Source organism: Komarekiella delphini-convector SJRDD-AB1 (genome assembly GCF_014831675.1).
Classification (GTDB): domain Bacteria; phylum Cyanobacteriota; class Cyanobacteriia; order Cyanobacteriales; family Nostocaceae; genus Komarekiella.
The window spans coordinates 117,302-137,443 of sequence record NZ_VJXY01000018.1 but is presented as its reverse complement, the minus strand read 5'-3'; the positions used below and the strand labels follow the sequence as shown (position 1 = coordinate 137,443).

The window sequence follows — 20,142 nt, the reverse complement described above, 5'->3', positions numbered from 1 at the left end:
CGCTTCCTCCTTGGGAAACCCTACCAACGATGTATGATTTACCAAGCGATAACCCAGAGGAACCAGGTTTAGCAGACGATTTTCACTTTTTACAGCCCTTACTTTTATACTTAACTTTTCAGCCAATTAACTGGAATCCAGAACTAGTTTACAGTGCTGCTGACTTCAATTTCTACTATGATGTAGAGCATCCTTTGTGGTATAAGCGCCCAGATTGGTTTGGTGTAGTAAGAACAACTAGCAGAACGTTTGCGTCAGTTAGGCGCGAATCCTGATGATCTGGATTAATTATTGTAACTTCAGGTAACTTTTCTTTATTGTCTTATCAACCTTTGTTACCAATTAAGTTTTGCAACGCTTATAAGAAGCAGGTAATAAAGGCGAATTGGTCAAAATTATTCGATACGCGGCATAATTTTCTGCTCTAGAAAAATCATCTTTACTGCAAACTTCTATAGCCGATACCCAGGTAGCTATCTAATAACAACATTGGCTTGCAGAAAGATTAATTTTTGAGAGCGATCGCACATTTAACACTTGAAATACATATAATATTTATCTTTGGAAGTCTATAGCGACTTCATATTTTTTAGAAAAACCATACTGTCACTCTGTTTTCTTTTGTTACAAAGCTTAGTGCTAATCAGGTTACAAGAGAAGAACATCGGTAGATTGCGAAAAGCGATGACTGAAGCACCCGCAGACATTACCGTAGACACTGGTTGAATTTCGGCTGCTAAAATATTTAAATACGGGTAGTATAAGAAAAACTACTTAGAGCAAAATTGTCTATCTGATCACATAACACCATCAACATATTGTAGAAAAGTGCATTCTTTTATCTTAAGAGTGGTGCTAACCTCGATTTTAGGGATGAGATCAGCTTTTATCGGCTAGAGTTTCTATCTTTCAGCAGACTAAATAATGTATAACAAAATCGCAAGGAGTGCGATGAAATGTCCCAATCTCCTTTAACAAGACCAGAAATAGCTCCCGGAACTCTAATTGATAACCGCTATATTATCCAAAAACTTTTGGGACAGGGAGGACTGGGACGAACATACTTAGCGTTTGATACTCGTCGTTTTAATGAAGCTTGTGTTCTCAAGGAATTTGCTCCCATTGGCACAGGAGAAAATGGACTGGAGAAATCTCGCAACTTATTCAAAAGAGAGGCAAAAATCCTCCATCAACTGCAACATTCTCAGATTCCCAGGTTTTTAGCTTGCTTTGAAGGAGATGGCCGGTTATTCCTAGTTCAAGAGTATGTTGACGGCAAAACATATTCTAGACTGCTGGGAGAACTTCAAAGCCAAGGAAGAACTTTTTCGCAAGAGGAAGTCATACAGTGGTTAAAGAATTTGTTACCTGTTTTGGAATATGTACACCAGCACAACATCATCCATCGGGATATTTCTCCTGACAACATCATGTTACCTGATGGCAAAGATCTGCCAGTACTGATTGATTTCGGTGTAGGTAAACAAATTGCTGACCTGAACGAAGGAAAAAACTCCAACCAAGTGACTTTTGTTGGCAAAATGTCCCTCGTAGGTAAAGTTGGATACGCTCCGCGCGAGCAGATTAGCTTAGGTTTATGTTCTCCCTGTAGTGATCTTTATGCTTTGGGGGTAACAACTATTGTGTTACTCACAGGTCGAGACCCATCTCTGCTAATGGATCAGTACTCCTTAGAGTGGAAATGGCGTGTATATACTTATGTCAGCGATGCTTTTGCTCAAGTACTTGAGCGCATGTTAGCAGATACGCCTAACAAGCGATACCAAACAGCTAGGGAAGTTCTCACCGACTTAAAGCATCTTGGAGAACTAGAAGTAGAAAGACCTACAGCGTTTGTTCATTTATCTCCTACCGTACTTATTCCTGAATCTCAGGCTACGGCGATAATCCCGCAGTCTTACAGCCAATCTGGAGAAACAATATTTAGTGTGCCTGCTAGTCCGCAAATTAACCGAATTGAACAACAACCTTCACTCAGCCCAGCCTTTATTAAACGTTGTCAGCAAGCGTTAGCTTACCACATTGGGCCAATGGCAAATCTGGTTGTAGAAGAGACATTAGCTCAAAATCCTCAAATTTCATCTTCCCAATTTGTTGAACTCATAGCTCAGGAGATTTCCAACTTTCAGGCAGCTTTTGAGTTAAAGAAAAGCCTACTATCATAGTGGATTTAGACTAATAATTAATTGATAGATAGTTTTGAATTTCTTAATTCCCCGTATTCCCCTGAGATCGCTTAATTCTTTTCATTGCCATTTCTAAACTTAACTGCATTCGTTTAAAAGCCTTAGCCAAATTACCAATTTCATCATTAGAGAACTGCTCAAATTCAACGTCCATATGTCCTGTACTGACTTCCTCAGCTACACGAGTTATGCGTTTGAGAGGCTTAACAACTTGTCGATTCAAGAAAAAGTTGACTAACAGAATAGCTGCTATAAAAACAGTTGAAACAATAAAGATAATTACCAAAGAAGAGTAATTGGCTTTGTTGATAACTTTATTTGCTGGCACTGATATGATCTGAGCACCTATAATCTCATTCAACTTCCACCCAAATCCATTAGCTGTGCCATAAAGAGCAATCATACTTTGAGGTGCAGCTTCAGGTGTGCTGTGACAGACTAAGCAGCTTTCTTCACGGATTGGTAATGGACGAGCAATATAAAAAATATCTCCACCAGGAATTGAGCGAAATCCACTCGCTTCTTTGAGGTTTGGTTGTTTTATGAAACTTTCTACAATTTCTGTCTCAAAACTATCAGCTTTATCTCGCAGATTAGTGGGATTTAGTGTTGCTTCTTTATAAAAGAAATCTCGGTAGTCCGGCGTTTTTCGCAGAATCTCAAATACTTCTCGTGCTGAGTATGCAGGCACACTTTGCGGCAAAAACTTAGTTGTCAGTTTATCAGCTAGCTCAGGATTAACTTGAGTATTGGTATATTTACGAACAGAACTCATCGTTTCCATGAGCATGAGAGCTGTTGAGGCAATATCTTGTCTAGCATTCTGCCTAAGCAGAGAAGAAAGAGCCAAACCACTCAAGCTCAAACCAAATACCAGAATTACAAGTAGCAGAATTGTAAATTTTTGTCTCAAATTCAGATTTTTTAACATAATCCAAAATTACTTACAATTAAAATTATCATCCCCAAACGAGGTTAAAGTCATCGTTTACTGTTATACAAGCAAACAAGTAAGGGTTTTAGCAAAAAGGTATAGTTGAGTTAAAACTATTAGAGTGTATCTAAAATATATTATTGATAATAACAAGATATTTTCCTAACGAAGTTGTTTTTTGGATATTTGTACAAATAGGAGAGCGAGTCGTCAAAAAGGAATATCAGGTTGAGCGATCGCCTTGATTTTGACTAAACTTTTTTACGATGTCTACCCTTCGGTAACTTTTGTCATTTTAATCCCTCTTAATACAGTATTGTTTATTTATGTCTAGTCACTCATTTGCAAACTATTGTTAAATATTAGAGTTAATAAAAGTATTCTTTAAGCAACTAGTTTCCTAAAGGCTACAGCAATCCTATTTTAAGTTATCAATAACTTGTGTTGTATGTTCTAATCTAGTGCCAATATAAATATCAGCATTTGGCAAGTATTACTAATGGTGTGGAATCCAGGAAAGCCTTTATTTGGAGGGCGTTACATTATTGACAGCCAACTAGGCGAAGGGGGAATTGGCATTACTTATCTAGCCAGAAATCAACGGGATGAACTGCGAGTGATTAAAACCCTCAAAGAAGAAATCCTTAATCACCCCGCCTGGATACTCCACCGCAATAAATTACGGCAAGACTTCCGCGATGAAGCAGTTAGACTGGCTGTGTGTCACCATCCCCATGTAGTGCAAATAGAAACCATCTTCGATGAGGGGAATTTGCCTTGCATGGTAATGGAATACATTAAAGGCGAAGACTTAGGCCAGCGTTTGAGGCGCATGGGGGTGCTATCAGAAGCAGAAGCGCTGTTGTATGTGCGACAGATTGGTGACGCTTTGACATTAATTCACTCCAAAGGTTTGCTGCATAGAGATCTCAAGCCGCGCAACATCATGATCCGCATAGATAAATCCGAAGCAGTGCTAATAGACTTTGGCATTGCCAGAGAATTTATTCCCAATGTAATCCAAAGGCATACCGCATATCGCACTCCTGGTTTTGCTCCACCTGAACAATATGAATTGGAAGCGCCACGAGGAGAATACATTGATATTTATGCCTTAGCTGCTACTTTGTATAATTTGCTAACCGCAGTTGTGCCAACGAATGCAGATGACAGACGTCAAAACATTCGCCTAGAACCTCCACAATATTTTAATCCCAAGATCAGCAATAGGGTAAATCAGGCTATTCTGCGCGGCATGGATTTGGAGTCAACGTATCGCCCTCAATCTGTACAGGAGTGGTTGGATTTATTAGATGCTGATATTGGATATGATGTAGCATCAATAACACCTACAGTAGCGATCGCACCAGGATTACAATCCCTCACACCTGCTGTAGTGGAGCAGCCGAATTGGCAATGCATACACACCCTTAAAGGCCATTCCAGCATGGTCAGTGCGATCGCCATAAGCCCAGATGGGCAACTTATTGCTAGTGCCAGTAATGACAACACTATCAAACTTTGGCAACTAGGAACTGGTAAGCTATTGCGTCACATAGGTCGTTGGTGTTCTGGTCATTCCAGCATGGTTCATTCCGTTGCCTTTAGCCCTCATGAACAGCTTCTTGCTAGCGGTAGTTGGGATAACACTATTAAACTGTGGCACTTAAATACAGGTCGAGAAAACAGTACTCTCACTGGTCACACCAATTGGGTAAATTCCGTTGTCTTTAGTCCAGATGGCCAGCTTCTAGCTAGTGCCAGTGCAGACTGCACTATCAAACTTTGGCACGTATACACAAATAGAGAAATTCAAACTTTCATAGGTCATTGCGACCCAGTTTGGTCAATTGCCTTTAGCCTAGATGGCCAGCTTCTAGCTAGTGCCAGTGCAGACTACACTATCAAACTGTGGAACGTATACACAGGAAGAGAAATCCAAACTCTTACAGGTCATTCTTTTTTCGTCAACTGCATCGCTTTCAGCTCCGATGGACAACTTCTAGCTAGCGGTAGTGCGGACTGCACTCTCAAACTTTGGCACGTACACACAGGCAGAGAAATTCACACTCTCACAGGTCATTCTAATTCAGTTTGGTCAGTCGCCTTCAGCCCTGATGCACAACTTATAGCTAGTGGTAGTTGGGATAATACAATTAAACTGTGGCACGTAGACACAGGCAGGCAAATCGCCACACTTATAGGTCATTCTAACTATGTTAGATCTGTCGCCTTCAGTCCCGATGGACAAACCCTAGTCAGTGGAAGTGATGACGACACCATCAAGATTTGGCAATGCGGGTAATCATTGAGTGAGGAATAGTCGTAAATTTTAAACTCTTTTCTTGATCTTCTCCCCCTCCTCTTATAGCCCTCCAGATAGACTTGCAATTGTCCATAAATTGTCACAATAATGACTGCAAACGTTATTGTTGAACAATTAATTTTATGGGCTTTGGTATTGGTGATTTATTCTGGATTTTCCTTCTTCTTTCTTCACTACAACCTATCTGGCAAAGACGTCAAGTAGAATATCGGCGCTTGCGTGCTTTACAAGAATTCCAGCAAGAGCGCAAAAGTCGGGTTATTTTACTAATTCACCGCCAAGAGTCCATTAGCTTACTAGGCATTCCCTTATCTCGCTACATTACTATCGAAGATTCAGAACAAATACTGCGGGCAATTCGTCTCACCCCGTCAGATGTTCCGATTGACCTAATTTTGCATACTCCTGGTGGTTTGGTATTGGCAACCGAACAAATTGCTAGAGCACTAATTCGCCATACCGCAAAAGTCAGTGTGTTTGTGCCTCACTATGCTATGAGCGGTGGTACAATGCTTGCCTTAGCCTCTGATGAAATTATCATGGATGCTAACGCTGTCTTGGGGCCAGTTGATCCCCAACTGGGTAATTATCCAGCAGCGAGTATTCTGAAAGTGGTTGAAGATAAACCCATTGGTGAAATTGACGACCAAACTTTGATCATGGCAGACCTCTCACGCAAAGCTATTGGGCAGGTACAGCGGTTTGTGCGGACTTTGCTCAAAGATAGTATACCTAAACAAAAGGTTCTGCCAGAAAACATCGAACCGATTATTGAAGCTTTGACAACTGGACGTGTCACCCACGATTATCCCATTACCGTTGAAGAGGCTACAGAAATGGGGCTGCCCGTAACCGTCGGACTGCCCCGTTCTATTTATGAACTTATGGATTTATATCCACAGCCCCAAGGAGGGCGACCCACCGTCCAGTATATTCCTATGCCTTACAATGATCGCCGCCCAATTTTACCCACGCCTAAAGGTAGACCATTAGAAGAACCAAATCAGAACACTTGAAACCTCAGAGTTAATAATTGCTCAGGTAATGCTTAGGGTGTAACTGTTGGTGTAGCTGTCGGTGTAGCCGTTGGTGTAACCGTTGGTGTAGCTGTCGGTGTAACCGTTGGTGTAACCGTTGGTGTAGCTGTCGGCGTAGCCGTTGGTGTAGCTGTCGGTGTAACCGTTGGTGTAACCGTTGGTGTAGCTGTCGGCGTAGCCGTTGGTGTAACCGTTGGTGTTGCTGTCGGTGTTGCTGTTGGCGTAGCCGTTGGTGTAGCCGTTGGTGTAGCTCTTGGCGTAGTCGTTGGTGTAGCTCTTGGCGTAGTCGTTGGCGTAGTCGTTGGCGTAGCTGTTGGCTTAGCTGTTGGTTGGCTAAGGGCTTTCTTAGCTTCTTCATTAAGCTTTTGGCGGAGTGCTAAATTAGCAATTCCGGTTTCTTGCAACTGATATTTTTTCTGAAATTCCTTCACCACCTCTTCCGTCCGCGGGCCGTAAAACTGATCGCGGGGAAGGGGAGGATTCGGCTTAACTACTGCATTCAAATTTGCTTGCAGAATTTGCATGATGTTAGCGGCATAACCTTGGGTTTGTGGCCCTGCTATCCCATCAACTGGTTTTAGTTTATAACCCGTCTGAAATTCACGAATTGCTTTTCTAGTTTCTTCATCCGTCAATGGCGTATTTGTAACCTTGACGTTGTAACCTAATCCCCGCAATACAGCCCGAAATTGCTGTGGCGTATAATTACGCTGAATAGCGGCAAAACTGGTGTCAAAGACTACTAAACTAGCAGTTATCAAGCAAGTTGTAGCAACTGACACGCTTGATTTTCCAAACTCACACCACATACTTAAAACTCCTTTGGATTAAATCAGCAGGATATAGAGATTAACAGATGCACCTTAAGTTTCTCTAACATCTTTTTTCTCTATTTTTAATGAATTTTGATTAATTTATAAGCTATTTTTTTAATTAAACAATAGATGTATAAAAATAGATTTTTGTCATCTATCAAGAGAAATATTTTGAATTAGAAGTAGTCTGGTTATGAAAAGACCTGAAAATAAATAACAAACAGATCTGAAGTCTCCAATATTCAAACTTTGTATAATCTAAAACCAAGAATGAAAACAGCAAAATTACCCAAGCAGCGTAACCTTTGGTTTGAAAGATTGATGGCAATTACTGCCACAGTAAACTTAGGTTTAGTTTTGTTTGATTTAAGTTACGTGCCTGGGCGAGATTTCTACTTGCGAAGACTTCCCCAAATTACCCAGATTTATGATCCAATTAAAGGTATTGAACCCCATCGAGACACGAACAAATACCTGGAAACAGTAGCCGCCTTAGAACAAGAAGTAAGCCAAGTAGGGTTACAGTCGCCTGAAGTAAAAACCAAGCTAGAGGAAATAAGTCGTCTGAGCAGCGAGATGATTGACAGCAATCCGTTTGCGGGAGTCGATAAGAGTGGTACTCTGGAAAAAATCAAAAATCGGATGCGCGATCGCACCAGACAAGAATCTGCAAAAAGTGCCTTTGCCACTTTTTGGAGTCAGCCGTATCTATCTCAAAATGGCTGGAAACAAGAAATTAATTTTTTCAACCAGAAAATTCGTCCCCTAATTGCCGTTAATTACTACCGCAGAATTGGGGAAAATGGGGAATTTATTGATGATTTCTGGATTATTGACTTACCGTTTGTGATTTTATTTGGCATCGAATTGCTGGGGCGAACGTTCTTGATCAAACGCCGACATCCAGGTTTAGGCTGGTTAGAAGCAATATTGTGGCGTTGGTATGACCTGTTCTTGCTGATACCCTTTTGGCGGTGGTTGCGAATAATACCCGTATTAATTCGTCTCGATCAAGCGCGGATATTAGATCTTTATTTGGTACAGCGGCAAATTCATCAGGGTATTGTTGCTAATTTTGCCGAGGAAATCACAGAAATTGTGGTGGTCAGAGTGATTAATCAAATCCAGGGTTCAATTCAGCGGGGTGAGTTAATGCGTTGGTTATTGCAAAAAGATAACCTGCGTCCCTACATAGATATTAATAACGTGAATGAAGTAGAAGCGATCGCAGGTCTTTTAGTGCAAACAATTGTCTATCAAGTTCTGCCTAAAATCCAACCAGAGATCGTTGCCATTTTGCGCCACAACATTCAAACTGCCTTCCATCAAGTGCCTATCTACCGTAATCTCCAAAATTTTCCTGGCATGGGACAAGCACAAACCCAGTTCAGCGAACAACTGGCAACTCAAATCACAGCTAACCTTTACAGCGCTCTCGTTAGCGCTGTCAAAGATCCTGTTGGTGCAAAACTCTCCGGTCAATTGGTACAAAGCTTTAGCGAAGCCTTGGGAGCAGAAGTTCAGAAGAAACAAGTACTCTCAGAAATTCAGAGCTTACTTTTTGACTTCTTAGAGGAAATCAAGCTCAACTATGTCCAGCGTTTATCCCAAGAAGATATAGACCAAATTATTGAACAAACTAGGCATTTACGAACACAAGCATCAGTTCCAACATTGGTAGATAAAGCTACTGCTCTCCCAAAAACTAGAGAAAGATAAATGCAGAGCAGAGCAATAAACAGACCCTTGACCCTTGACTATCAAAGAAATGCGCTAAACTCAAATTAGGGGCGAACCATCATGGTTCGTCACAAGACTTCTTGGAAGATATTCCTATCGCAGGAAGTGGGTCGATGCCCACTTTTTTTATTGAATTTTCGCATGACTCATCCCTTAGTCCCACAAATTATTGATTTGGCGACACCAGTAGCACAAGAACTGGGGTTGGAAGTTGTTGGTGTAGTTTTTCACACTAACCAACGTCCGCCAGTATTGCGGGTAGATATCCGCAATCCTCAGCAAGATACTGGGTTGGATGATTGTGAGAGGATGAGCCGTGCTTTAGAAGCCTTCTTAGATGCAGCGGAAATCGTTCCAGATGCTTATGTCTTAGAAGTCTCCAGTCCTGGTATTTCACGGCAACTAGTCACCGACAGGGAGTTTATTTCCTTTAAAGGATTTCCTGTAATCATCTCCACTTCTTCACCCTACGACGGACAGCAAGAGTGGATTGGTCAGTTAATTCGCCGAGATGAGACAAAAGTTTACTTAAACCAAAAAAGTCGTGTAGTCGAAATTCCGCGTTCCCTAATTAGTAGGGTGCAGTTGGATGAGCGCCGATAGGTGATTTTGGATTTTAGACTTTGCAGAAAGTCTGTAGCTTGCTTCCCGTAGGTGCGACGGTGCGACGGCTTCCGACGCTCTTACATCGCTCTAAGAGAAGCTATACCCTTGGTGTTGGCGTTGGCAAAGCCTCTGTCTACGACACGCTACGCGAACGTAGAGAAGCCTCTCGTAGAGAAGGCTTTACGCTGCGTTACCTATTGACGCAGTAGCTAAACTTTCCAAGACAGATTTTGGATTGAGGACTGATGATGTAATTAGCTAATGGGGAATGGGAAACTGAGCCACAATTACTTATTACTATCACTAATCCCTGGTCTAAATCTAAAATTTAAAATTCAAATTGCGCTGGGTGCTTACATAAAACGTAAGGAGATTGCTTATGTCAATGGTTACTTTACCTGGATTAAAAGAATTAATTGAAAGTATAAGTCGCGAGCGTAATTTACCCCGTCTTGCAGTTCAATCAGCTATTAGAGAAGCATTACTCAAGGGTTACGAACGTTATCGTCGTGCCCAGAATTTAGAACGCAAACAGTTTGACGAAGATTATTTTGATAATTTTGAAGTAGAACTTGATATTGAAGGAGAAGGGTTTCGCGTTCTTTCCACTAAAACTATTGTCGAAGAAGTCAGCAACTCAGACCATCAGATTTCCCTAGACGAAGTTCAATTAGTAGCTCCTGAAGCGCAGCTAGGGGACTCTGTAGTGCTGGATGTGACCCCAGATCAAGGAGAATTTGGTCGCATGGCAGCGATGCAGACCAAGCAGGTACTAGCGCAAAAACTACGGGATCAACAACGCCAGATGGTGCAAGAAGAGTTCCAAGATTTAGAAGGAACTGTCTTGCAAGCAAGAGTTTTGCGGTTTGAGAGACAATCTGTGATTTTGGCAGTTACCAGCGGCTTTGGTCAGCCAGAGGTAGAAGCCGAATTACCTAAGCGGGAACAGTTGCCCAACGACAATTATCGGGCAAATGCCACATTTAAAGTCTATCTCAAAAAAGTTTCCCAAGGTCAGCAACGAGGGCCGCAGTTACTCGTATCTCGCGCCGATGCTGGTTTGGTAGTTTATCTTTTCGCCAACGAAGTGCCGGAAATTGAAGATGAAGTAGTACGGATTGTCGCCGTAGCGCGGGAAGCTAATCCCCCCTCGCGTTACGTGGGCCCCCGGACTAAAATAGCAGTAGACACTCTTGATCGCGATGTTGACCCAGTAGGTGCTTGTATCGGAGCGCGGGGATCGCGGATTCAAGTGGTAGTCAACGAATTGCGCGGTGAAAAAATAGATGTGATCCGCTGGTCTCCAGATCCAGCAACATACATTGCCAACGCCTTGAGTCCAGCACGGGTAGACGAAGTGCGCCTGATGGATCCAGAAACTCGACAAACTCACGTATTAGTAGCTGAAGATCAACTGAGTTTAGCTATTGGAAAAGAAGGGCAAAATGTTCGTTTAGCTGCTCGCTTGACTGGTTGGAAAATTGACATCAAAGACAAAGCTAAGTATGATTACGCGGCAGAAGATGCCAAGTTTGCAGCCTCACGAGCCAAATATCAACAAGAGCAAGAAGATGACATTGATTATGAGGAACTAGAGGATGAAAATCAAGAAGAATTAGAATTAGAGGATGATAATTTTGACACTAATAATGAGGAATAATTTACTAGCCTCTGGGGTTCTGGTAATGTTGAATGCATTGCCAATCTTAACAATTACTTTTTGCAAGGTATCTTGATACAAGTAAAAATTGGCAATAAAAAACTTTTTTTACAACCAAACTGCTGACATAAGGTTGCAGAAAACCGATGAAACCAAATTATCGGCGCTGTACTAGTTGCCGCAAAGTAGGCTTAAAAGAAGAGTTTTGGCGGATTGTCCGCGTCTTTCCGTCGGGGAAGGTACAATTAGATATGGGCATGGGGCGTTCTGCCTATATTTGTCCGCAAGTGAGCTGCTTACAAGCTGCTCAAAAAAAAAATCGACTAGGGCGATCGCTACATGCATCAGTGCCAGAAGCACTGTATCAAACAATGTGGCAGCGTCTAGCCCAAAGCAATAGCCAAAATAAAACTTAGTTGGAACAACTTTGTGGCGGTAATCCAAAAGAGGAATTGTGCCGAAAGCCGAACTAATCGTGCTTTGATCACACCCTCTGCGATTGGTAGGGTTAGTGCCAAAATAGTAAATGGGTGTAGTAGGCAAGTAGCTCTCCAATAACAAAGAGGGGCAAAGCAATACTCCCAACAAGATTTACTCAATTGTGTTGTGGAAGACTCAGAATCAGCAAAACAAGAAACTACAAAATGGCAACCTGGTAGCGCTCAGGCGCAATTCGGCGTCAACCGTCTTTCCTGGTGGGGACGCCAGCGTTAAATCGAAACATCTCTCTTTCCTGATTGGAGGCACCGACAAAATCACCAAGGGCAACCAAAAAACAGTAATCAAAGGATGGAGATGTCGCAAACCAGGCAACCATCCGCTAAAACTGTAAATTAAAGGGGAAGAGTGGATGAACAACGGCAAAGTTAGAATCTACGAATTATCAAAGGAATTGAATTTGGATAACAAAGAGCTATTAGCAATTTGCGACCAGCTCAACATTGCGGTCAAAAGCCATAGCAGCACGATTTCAGAATCGGAGGCAGAACGTATCCGTTCGGCTGCGGAAAAACTCGCGGCTACAAATGGAACCCCTAAAAAAGAATTAGGTATAACCACTCATAAACCCAATTCGCCACAAAATGGCGGACGTAACCGACCTGCTCCACCTCACAAACAACAAATTTTGGAAATTCGTAAACCCAAAATATTGAGAAATCCTACCTCCAACGCCCCAGAGGCGTCAGTCGCTACCAATACCCAAGCTGCCTTGTCTGAAGCTAATCCTCCTTCTCCTCCACGGTCCTTCGCTACACCTGTCTCACCCATGCAGCCGACGGCACCAATTCGACCTGTAACCCGGAATCATCCTGAAACCGCACAGCAACATACTGTCACAGACGCGGATCAAAAGCCCAATCCCAATACAGATCAGACACCGGAAAAAATAGCAGCGGAAAAACCGGAAAAAACGGTTCCACCCAGACCCAAACCGGAAAAACCTCAAAAACCGCAACTGGTTGCCCCACCGTCAAGACCATTGACGGAAGAAGCGCAAGCAGATGAACCGCAATCTCAGGCAGACAAACCTGTACTCAAACGCGATCGCCCACGGCGAGTCGAAGATGATCGGGATCAAGTCAAGCCAAAAGTCGCTAAGCTCACAACTGACCAGACCCCACAAACTGCACCGCAAAGACAGGCCCGTCCCACTCCGCCGCCTGTAAAACCAGAACATAGAGGTAATAGACCATCTGCACCAGCACCAATAGGAGAAGGGCAAAGACCCAGACCAGCACGTCCTGGTGAAGCTGTAGCAGCAATGCCCATAGCTACCCCGCCCAGACAGATGTCAGGAGTAGCAGCGAAATCTGAAGGATTGGGTGATGAGCCAGTTGCACCCGATCTCCTCGATTTGAAACGCCCAACTCCACCCCGTCCCACTAAAGGTGGGAAAAAATGGGTAGAAGAAGAAATCATTGACGAAGTCAAAGAAAAGGCAAAGGCCGGCGTCAAAGGCAAGCGGATCAAGCCGATACTTGATGATGAATTTGAAGAAGAAGATTTACTGGACGAAGATGGTCTAGAAATACCAGCCACAGTCCAAGTCAGCCTTTCCATCGCCCGTCCTCCCAAACCCAAGGCTGCCCGACCAGCGCAGCCAATTGCCGCAGCGGTTGTGAGCACTCCAACTGCCAGAGGTAGTAGAAAGTCTAGTTACAACCGCGACCAAAACCGTCGTCAAGAAACCGAAATTAAGCGTGAGCGTCCAGAAAAAGTTGTAGTGACAGGCCCGCTGACAGTACAAGAATTGGCTGACGTTATGGCCGTTGCCGATACAGAGATTGTGAAAATCCTGTTCCTCAAAGGCATGGCGGTGAGTATCACCCAAAATCTGGATATTCCCACAATTACTCTGGTAGGAAAAGAACTAGAAATAGAAGTCGAAACTGCTGAACCGGAAGCAGAAGCCCGGAAAATCACAGAAATGCTCAGTGCGGAAGACTTGGATTATCTCCACCGTCGTCCGCCAGTAGTGACAATAATGGGTCACGTAGACCACGGTAAAACAACTCTACTCGACTCGATTCGTAAAACCAAAGTGGCTGCTGGCGAAGCAGGTGGTATTACCCAACACATTGGTGCATATCATGTAGATGTGGAACATGAAGGCAAAATGCAGCAGGTTGTCTTCCTGGATACCCCCGGTCACGAAGCTTTTACAGCTATGCGGGCGCGAGGAACGCGGGTAACAGACATTGCCGTTTTGGTAGTGGCTGCTGATGATGGCGTTCGCCCTCAAACCGTTGAAGCAGTTAGCCACGCTCAAGCTGCCGGAGTACCAATTATCGTCGCAATCAACAAAATCGATAAAGAAGGGGCGCAGCCAGAGCGGGTGAAACAAGAACTCACCCAGTATGGACTGACCGCAGAAGATTGGGGCGGTGAGACAATTATGGTTCCTGTGAGTGCTATCCGAGGCGAAAACCTAGATACGCTTTTAGAGATGATTCTGCTCGTAGCAGAGGTAGAAGAACTCAATGCGAACCCAGACCGCTCCGCTAAAGGAACGGTAATTGAAGCCCATCTGGATAAAGCTAAGGGAGCAGTTGCTACCCTACTGATTCAGAATGGTACCCTACACGTGGGAGATATGCTGGTAGCTGGCTCTGCCTTTGGTAAGGTGCGAGCAATGGTCAATGACAGAGGTGCAAGAGTTGATGTTGCTTCTCCCTCCTTTGCAGTTGAGGTATTAGGCTTAAGTGAAGTACCAGCGGCAGGTGACGAGTTTGAAGTCTTCGAGAACGAAAAAGAAGCTAGAGCACTCGCAGCCGACAGAGCCGACAAACAACGCCAATCCCGCCTGTTGCAGGGACGTGTCACCCTCACAACCCTCTCAGCTCAAGCACAAGAAGGCGAGTTGAAAGAACTCAACTTAATCTTGAAGGGAGACGTACAAGGTTCCGTGGAAGCGATTGTGGGAGCGCTCAAACAAATCCCGCAAAACGAAGTCCAAATCCGCATGTTATTGGCTACTGCTGGAGAAATCACCGAGACAGATATCGACTTAGCAGCTGCCAGTAACGCTGTGATTATTGGCTTTAACACCACCTTCGCTAGTGGAGCAAGACAAGCCGCAGATGAGGCTGGTGTAGATGTCCGGGAATACAATATTATCTACAAACTCTTGGAAGATATTCAAGATGCCTTGGAAGGCCTTTTGGAACCAGAGTTGGTGGAAGAACCTTTGGGTCAAACCGAAGTACGTGCCGTCTTCCCAGTTGGTCGTGGTGCGGTTGCTGGTTGCTATGTTCAATCTGGCAAATTGATTCGCAACTGCAAAGTGCGGGTGCGTCGTGGCAATAAAGTGATCTATGAAGGCGTCCTAGATTCCTTAAAACGGATGAAAGAGGATTCCCGTGAGGTCAACGCCGGTTATGAATGCGGAGTCGGCATTGATAAATTCAATGATTGGATTGAAGGTGACATCATCGAAGCCTACCAGATGGTGACTAAGCGCCGTACTCTCACATTGACGAAATAGTGTTGTGCAATGAGTTACCGAAGTTTGGAGCGGAGGAAGCCTCCGCTCCAACTTCTCGCAAAGTGCTGAGTAAAAGTTAAGAGTGTTGAGTTGAAAACAGTTTTTAGTTCAAAACTCAAAATTCAAAACTTGAAAATCAACACTTAGTACTCAGACATCTGAACTTTAGTTATTCAGAATTCAAGACTGATAACTTGATATATGCCCTCATTTCGCTCTGAACCTATCTTATGGATTCACATTGCTGGATTGGCAACGTTGCCTATTTTTTTGGTATTGTGCTTATTGTTCCTGTCTATGGGTGAGCCAATGTTGCCAATGTGGATGGAACTGTTCCTAGTGGCCACCATTGGTATTGTTCCTCTGCTGTGGATGCAGCTGCGCCGCCCTTTTTATATATTTGCGATTTTGGGAATAGCCTTAAAACCAGAAAATCTGACAGAGCGGCAGCGAAAAATTCTCTGTTTAATTAATACAAAGTTAAATCGGATGCTATCGCTGCTAGCAGCAGTATTATTAGTATGGGTGCTGTGGCATCTCTATCAAGTTGCCCCAATGGTAGCCAATGTAGCTAAATTTTTACCACAATGGCGTAGTCTGGGGTTACTGCTTGCTGCTTTAGCCTTTTTAGCAAGTAATCTATTTTTACAAATTCCTGTGAGTGTCGCACGAATTTTAGTGACTAATGACACAGATTTTGCAGCCGCAGAAGCATTATCTTTAGAAAAGATTAAGCAGGATTTCACAATTTTAGGGGTACGAGTTAATCGAATCTTGCCCCATTTGAATCTGGAAGTTAAAACTGAGGAATGAGGAACTATGGCTCAAATTCCAGCTTTTAGCGATCGCCAAATTTCTCCTGATACTGAAATTTGGTATAGCCTCAAATACGCAATCTCTGCAAGCTCCGGCTTTCAACGCTGGCAGCTAGAACGCGATGTTCAATTACAAGGGCTTCGCCTAGAACAGCAGGTACAGCGGTATTTAAGAGAAACTTTAGAGACTTTAGCTTACTAAATACCAAATAAATTTTCTAAGCTTGTTTGCAAGCGACGAAGTTGACGATAGGCACTCTCCAAGCGATCGCCATCAACTTCTACTTCTGTTGTGGGATAATTTTCAATAATTTCGATTAACGACACTTGCCCATCTTGACTTGCAGAAACAACTAAAGCAGCACGTATAGCCTGTCGGTCTGCTCTGCGAGAAGGTGTATGAATAACTTCACTAATTTGATCCAAAATAACGTTACCAACCGGGCTATTGAGTACTCTATCCAAAAACACGGGGTTTACCTTCACTGGTTGAGTTAAATACTGACGAATTGCTCTGGGATTTTGTCGCGCTAAAGCTAAATTAACTCTTAATGAACGTGAAAGTTCACCTGTTTGGGCAAAAGTGGATAGCTCCTCTACTGAAAGTGATTCACGGAAGACCCCGTACTTGAGCACCACTCGTTCAGCAGCGAAGCCAGGAGCGGTGAAGGTTAAAAGACAGGCGGTAAAGACTAAAACTAAGATTCGACGTAGCGCTAAAAATTGACAACGCATTTCCTTTGATTTCCAAAAGGCTTCTTTTCCTGGATGGTATTCCAGGACAATTAGTTGTGGCATCTGGCTCTAGGTATCCACTCGCGGGTAATTTTTAGAAATCAACAGTATAAGTTCTGTGATCTATCTAAGGAATTTAGCTGAATTAGTGCTAATCATCCGGTATAGTTTTGCATGGGTTTTACAGCTACATGGCTGCTACCTTCAACCTTGTTCAACGTACTTTAATTCAGCACATTACAGACCTTAAAAATGAAATATCGGAGTTTTCACATTTCTCCAGCGAAAAATCGCCTTCTTTCTAGCAATCACCTCAAATCTACTTTACGTGTGGGAGCTGGACTAACGGCTTTATTAGTTGTTTCTAGTGGCTCAATGCTACTACCTAGTGAGGTAAATGCTGGTGCTACTCACCAAGCAGCTATTGCCCCTACTCTCACAGCGCAAGTTCCTGCAAGTGCAACAGTTATTTACGTTAACTCTGCAACTGGTGCAGATACTACTGGTGCAGGTGCAACGGCAGCAGCACCCTACAAAACCATCACCTTCGCCCTAAGTCAAGCCCAACCAGGTACAACCATTCAACTGGCTGCTGGGAACTATAACCAGGAAAGTGGAGAAACTTTTCCAGTCTTGCTTAAACCAGGGGTAACGCTGCGGGGTGATGAATCGACTAAAGGTCAGGCAATATTGATTACAGGTGGAGGTTTCTACACTAGTCGCACCTTTGCCAGACAGGATATTACAATTCTTGCCGAGCAAGATACTACGATCACAGGCGTGAGTGTCACCAACCCAAATCAGCGGGGTACAGGTGTGTGGGTAGAATCAACTAATCCCATTATCAAAAATAGTACTTTTACTAACAGTGTAAGAGAGGGTGTTTTTGTTACGGGTACAGGTAATCCCAAAATTGAAAACAATCTCTTTGTGCAAAACAAAGGTAACGGGGTTTCTATCGCTAGATCTGCCCAAGGAGAGATTCGGAATAACGTATTTCAGGATACGGGTTTTGGTTTGGCGATCGGTGGTACTTCCACACCTTTGGTTGTGGAAAACCAAATTGTCCAAAACCAAGACGGTCTTTTTATCTCAGAGTCAGCCAAGCCCATACTACGTAAGAATGTTATTCAGAACAATAAGCGGGATGGCGTCGTAGCAACTGTCAATGCTCTACCCGATCTTGGCACTAACGAAAATCCTGGTGGCAATCTCATCCGCAATAACACTCGTTATGACCTGAACAACGCCACCAAAACTAATCAGATTCTCGCTATTGGCAACGATATTGATCAGAAACGGATTTTAGGGTCAGTGGAATTTGTTGCCGCTGCTGTTGACCAACCACCAGGAGGGCCTGTTGCCTTTAAGGATGTGACAGCAACTTATTGGGCCAAACCCTACATCGAAGCCTTAGCCTCCCAAAATATTATTGCTGGCTTTCCTGATGGGAGCTTTAAACCCAACGAGCCTGTGACTCGCGCCCAATTCGCCACTATTATCACTAAAGCCCTGAAACCACCTGCAAAACGCGCAGGCATTGAGTTTAAGGATGTAAAAAACAACTTTTGGGCTTACGCTGCCATCAAATCTGCTTACCAGAGTCAATTTGTCTCTGGCTATCCCGATGGGAATTTTAAACCCCAACAGCAAATTCCTAGAGTGCAGGCGTTAGTTTCTTTAGCTAATGGTTTGGGCTTAACTGCCAATAATCAGAATGTCCTTTCCTTTTACACCGATGCTTCCCAGATTCCTAATTATGCGATCGCTCCAGTTGCCGCCGCAACTGCACGGCAATTAGTAATCAACTATCCCACAGCTAAACAACTCAATCCTAATCGTGAGGCAACCAGAGCAGAAGTTGCAGCCTTTGTTTACCAAGCACTCGTTAGTGCAGGACGTGCCCAACCAATTCCTTCATCCTATTTGGTAACAGTTCAGTAAACCTTTAGTTAGCATTAAAGCGCCAAACTAACAAATTGTTAGTCTGGCGCTTTAAACATTTTGAGTTTTATTAAACTTGAGGTCTTTAATATAATTGACCTCATTTAAATTTTATTGAGTTAATGTTCAGGGTTTTTATATTAGCTGACCCCGTTTGAACAGTTTCTAGTTTCCCAGAAATTTTTGCATTTTGAGATTTCCTAATATTTTTTTTATTTTTACATTTTCAACTTTATGAAAATTTCAATAAACTTAATTGATATGAATATATGTCAAGAAAAGTATGCTCAAAAATTAATAGCTAAAGTTACTTCTTTAAAGAATTTGGGACTACCAATCTCTAAGGACGTCGTTGCCGCTGCTGCTCCCAGCGCCAAAGAAATACCATTAGGGCAACTATTCCTACCTGGAGCGCCAAGTTAGGTAAAGCACTGTCAATATCCCGTCCCGCAAGCAGTTGAAAAAAAAATATGAATGCGCCAAGCAAACCAGAAGCACCGAAAGCGATATAAAGAAATTGCCGCAATCCTCGATATGGGGTCTTCATTTCTGCTTTGAGGCGAGCATATTGTTCAGAGTTCAGGTGATTTTTGGGATTTGGTTCTGTCATGAGTAAATTATGCTATACTGTTAGATTGTGTACGCCGATGTGGCTCAGTGGTAGAGCAGCTGATTCGTAATCAGCAGGCCACGGGTTCAAATCCCGTCATCGGCTTCGATGAAAGTATTGCTCAATAGTCAAGTTTGACATAAATAAATCAAGCACTTTGATAAATGCTTGCAAAAACCATTAAAAACGCGCCTATATTGGTACCGCATCATTTTTCATGGTTTTTACAGCTTATGAATGTCGAAATAAACTATCCGCCAAAGCTAAAAGCTATCAGCATCCATGCGCCCCATGCTTACGCTATCTGCTTAGGCGTTAAGGAAGCCGAATACCGATCACAACCGACAACTCGTAGAGGATGGGTGCTAATACACGCTTCTCAGTCAAAACAAAGTGATGATTATTTTGCTGATTATGGCATCGACCCGACAACAGTCAAGCGCGGTGCAATAATTGGGGCGGTAAAAATCGCCAGTTGTGTTGGTTCTCCAGAAAATTACGTTTACCGTTTGGCTAATCCCATAAAGTTTAGCCGTCCCATAGAAGGGGTAAAAGGAAAGCAAGCAATATTCTGGGGAGCCAAAACAGATGCAGAAAAAACAGCTTTTACTTTGGCATCTGAACAAATACGAGCGTATTTGCTTAATGACCCCGGGACAAGTAGCCGGAATCGTAAATCCTAGAGGAAGTCTTGGAAGGATGCACAGCCAAGAGGTAGGATTAGAAAA

General features: G+C 43.2%; 17 protein-coding genes, 1 tRNA gene and 1 pseudogene. 15 read left to right on the top strand and 4 right to left on the bottom strand.

Annotation, left to right across the window (positions count from 1 at the left end):
- Positions 1 to 29: 29 nt before the first annotated feature.
- Both FNW02_RS17820 and FNW02_RS17815 read left to right on the top strand, forming a co-directional pair.
- Positions 30 to 230: pseudogene (locus tag FNW02_RS17820) on the top strand (Uma2 family endonuclease); the annotation flags it as partial.
- A 726-nt stretch (positions 231 to 956) separates the two neighbouring features.
- Positions 957 to 2,186 carry a serine/threonine-protein kinase gene (locus FNW02_RS17815; protein WP_191758842.1) on the top strand — a complete coding sequence of 410 codons (1,230 nt, stop codon included), beginning with the start codon at positions 957 to 959 and terminating at the stop codon, positions 2,184 to 2,186.
- Positions 2,187 to 2,229: 43 nt separating this feature from the next.
- Here the strand turns inward: FNW02_RS17815 and FNW02_RS17810 are convergent, their stop codons facing one another.
- Complete coding sequence (locus tag FNW02_RS17810) at positions 2,230 to 3,138, bottom strand: Tll0287-like domain-containing protein (protein ID WP_191758841.1); 909 nt, start codon at positions 3,136 to 3,138, stop codon at positions 2,230 to 2,232.
- A gap of 502 nt (positions 3,139 to 3,640) precedes the next feature.
- Here FNW02_RS17810 and FNW02_RS17805 point away from each other — a divergent pair.
- Together FNW02_RS17805 and FNW02_RS17800 are read left to right on the top strand one after the other, a co-directional pair.
- Positions 3,641 to 5,446, top strand: a complete 1,806-nt coding sequence (locus tag FNW02_RS17805; protein ID WP_191758840.1) for a serine/threonine-protein kinase — start codon at positions 3,641 to 3,643, stop codon at positions 5,444 to 5,446.
- A 143-nt stretch (positions 5,447 to 5,589) separates the two neighbouring features.
- Complete coding sequence (locus tag FNW02_RS17800; RefSeq protein ID WP_191758839.1) at positions 5,590 to 6,483, top strand: SDH family Clp fold serine proteinase; 894 nt, start codon at positions 5,590 to 5,592, stop codon at positions 6,481 to 6,483.
- A 32-nt stretch (positions 6,484 to 6,515) separates the two neighbouring features.
- Here the strand turns inward: FNW02_RS17800 and FNW02_RS17795 are convergent, their stop codons facing one another.
- A complete protein-coding gene (locus tag FNW02_RS17795; RefSeq protein ID WP_191758838.1) occupies positions 6,516 to 7,313 on the bottom strand; it encodes a peptidoglycan-binding domain-containing protein in 798 nt (265 codons plus the stop codon).
- Positions 7,314 to 7,589: 276 nt separating this feature from the next.
- Between FNW02_RS17795 and FNW02_RS17790 the strand changes: the two genes are divergently transcribed.
- From FNW02_RS17790 to FNW02_RS17755, 8 genes are all read left to right on the top strand, one after another.
- Positions 7,590 to 9,038: a hypothetical protein gene (locus FNW02_RS17790; RefSeq protein WP_191758837.1), complete on the top strand. Its 1,449-nt coding sequence runs from the start codon at positions 7,590 to 7,592 to the stop codon at positions 9,036 to 9,038.
- A 162-nt stretch (positions 9,039 to 9,200) separates the two neighbouring features.
- Positions 9,201 to 9,662, top strand: coding sequence for a ribosome maturation factor RimP (gene rimP, locus FNW02_RS17785; RefSeq protein WP_191758867.1), 462 nt, complete (start codon positions 9,201 to 9,203; stop codon positions 9,660 to 9,662).
- A gap of 20 nt (positions 9,663 to 9,682) precedes the next feature.
- Positions 9,683 to 9,874, top strand: coding sequence for a hypothetical protein (locus tag FNW02_RS17780; RefSeq protein ID WP_191758836.1), 192 nt, complete (start codon positions 9,683 to 9,685; stop codon positions 9,872 to 9,874).
- Positions 9,875 to 10,044: 170 nt separating this feature from the next.
- Positions 10,045 to 11,325 (top strand): transcription termination factor NusA, encoded by a 1,281-nt coding sequence (gene nusA / locus FNW02_RS17775; RefSeq protein WP_191758835.1) that lies wholly within the window; start codon positions 10,045 to 10,047, stop codon positions 11,323 to 11,325.
- Positions 11,326 to 11,471: 146 nt separating this feature from the next.
- A complete protein-coding gene (locus FNW02_RS17770; protein ID WP_191758834.1) occupies positions 11,472 to 11,741 on the top strand; it encodes a YlxR family protein in 270 nt (89 codons plus the stop codon).
- Between the two features lie 434 nt (positions 11,742 to 12,175).
- Positions 12,176 to 15,310 carry a translation initiation factor IF-2 gene (gene infB, locus FNW02_RS17765; protein WP_191758833.1) on the top strand — a complete coding sequence of 1,045 codons (3,135 nt, stop codon included), beginning with the start codon at positions 12,176 to 12,178 and terminating at the stop codon, positions 15,308 to 15,310.
- Positions 15,311 to 15,511: 201 nt separating this feature from the next.
- The gene (locus FNW02_RS17760) at positions 15,512 to 16,123 is read left to right on the top strand and encodes a low-complexity tail membrane protein (protein WP_191758832.1); all 612 of its coding nucleotides are present in this window, start codon (positions 15,512 to 15,514) and stop codon (positions 16,121 to 16,123) included.
- A gap of 6 nt (positions 16,124 to 16,129) precedes the next feature.
- Positions 16,130 to 16,327 (top strand): hypothetical protein, encoded by a 198-nt coding sequence (locus FNW02_RS17755; protein WP_191758831.1) that lies wholly within the window; start codon positions 16,130 to 16,132, stop codon positions 16,325 to 16,327.
- On the opposite strand, the gene FNW02_RS17750 is transcribed toward FNW02_RS17755, so the two are convergent.
- Positions 16,324 to 16,860, bottom strand: a complete 537-nt coding sequence (locus tag FNW02_RS17750) for an alpha/beta hydrolase (protein WP_191758866.1) — start codon at positions 16,858 to 16,860, stop codon at positions 16,324 to 16,326. The two genes, FNW02_RS17755 and FNW02_RS17750, sit on opposite strands and share 4 nt — an antisense overlap.
- A gap of 252 nt (positions 16,861 to 17,112) precedes the next feature.
- Here FNW02_RS17750 and FNW02_RS17745 point away from each other — a divergent pair, with 252 nt between their 5' ends.
- Positions 17,113 to 18,804: a DUF1565 domain-containing protein gene (locus FNW02_RS17745; protein ID WP_191758830.1), complete on the top strand. Its 1,692-nt coding sequence runs from the start codon at positions 17,113 to 17,115 to the stop codon at positions 18,802 to 18,804.
- 340 nt (positions 18,805 to 19,144) lie between these two features.
- Here the strand turns inward: FNW02_RS17745 and FNW02_RS17740 are convergent, their stop codons facing one another.
- The gene (locus FNW02_RS17740; RefSeq protein WP_191758829.1) at positions 19,145 to 19,414 is read right to left on the bottom strand and encodes a DUF3493 domain-containing protein; all 270 of its coding nucleotides are present in this window, start codon (positions 19,412 to 19,414) and stop codon (positions 19,145 to 19,147) included.
- Between the two features lie 33 nt (positions 19,415 to 19,447).
- Here FNW02_RS17740 and FNW02_RS17735 point away from each other — a divergent pair.
- Positions 19,448 to 19,519: transfer RNA gene (locus FNW02_RS17735), tRNA-Thr, on the top strand.
- Positions 19,520 to 19,647: 128 nt separating this feature from the next.
- A complete protein-coding gene (locus tag FNW02_RS17730; RefSeq protein ID WP_191758828.1) occupies positions 19,648 to 20,097 on the top strand; it encodes an ASCH domain-containing protein in 450 nt (149 codons plus the stop codon).
- The last annotated feature ends 45 nt before the right edge of the window (positions 20,098 to 20,142 follow it).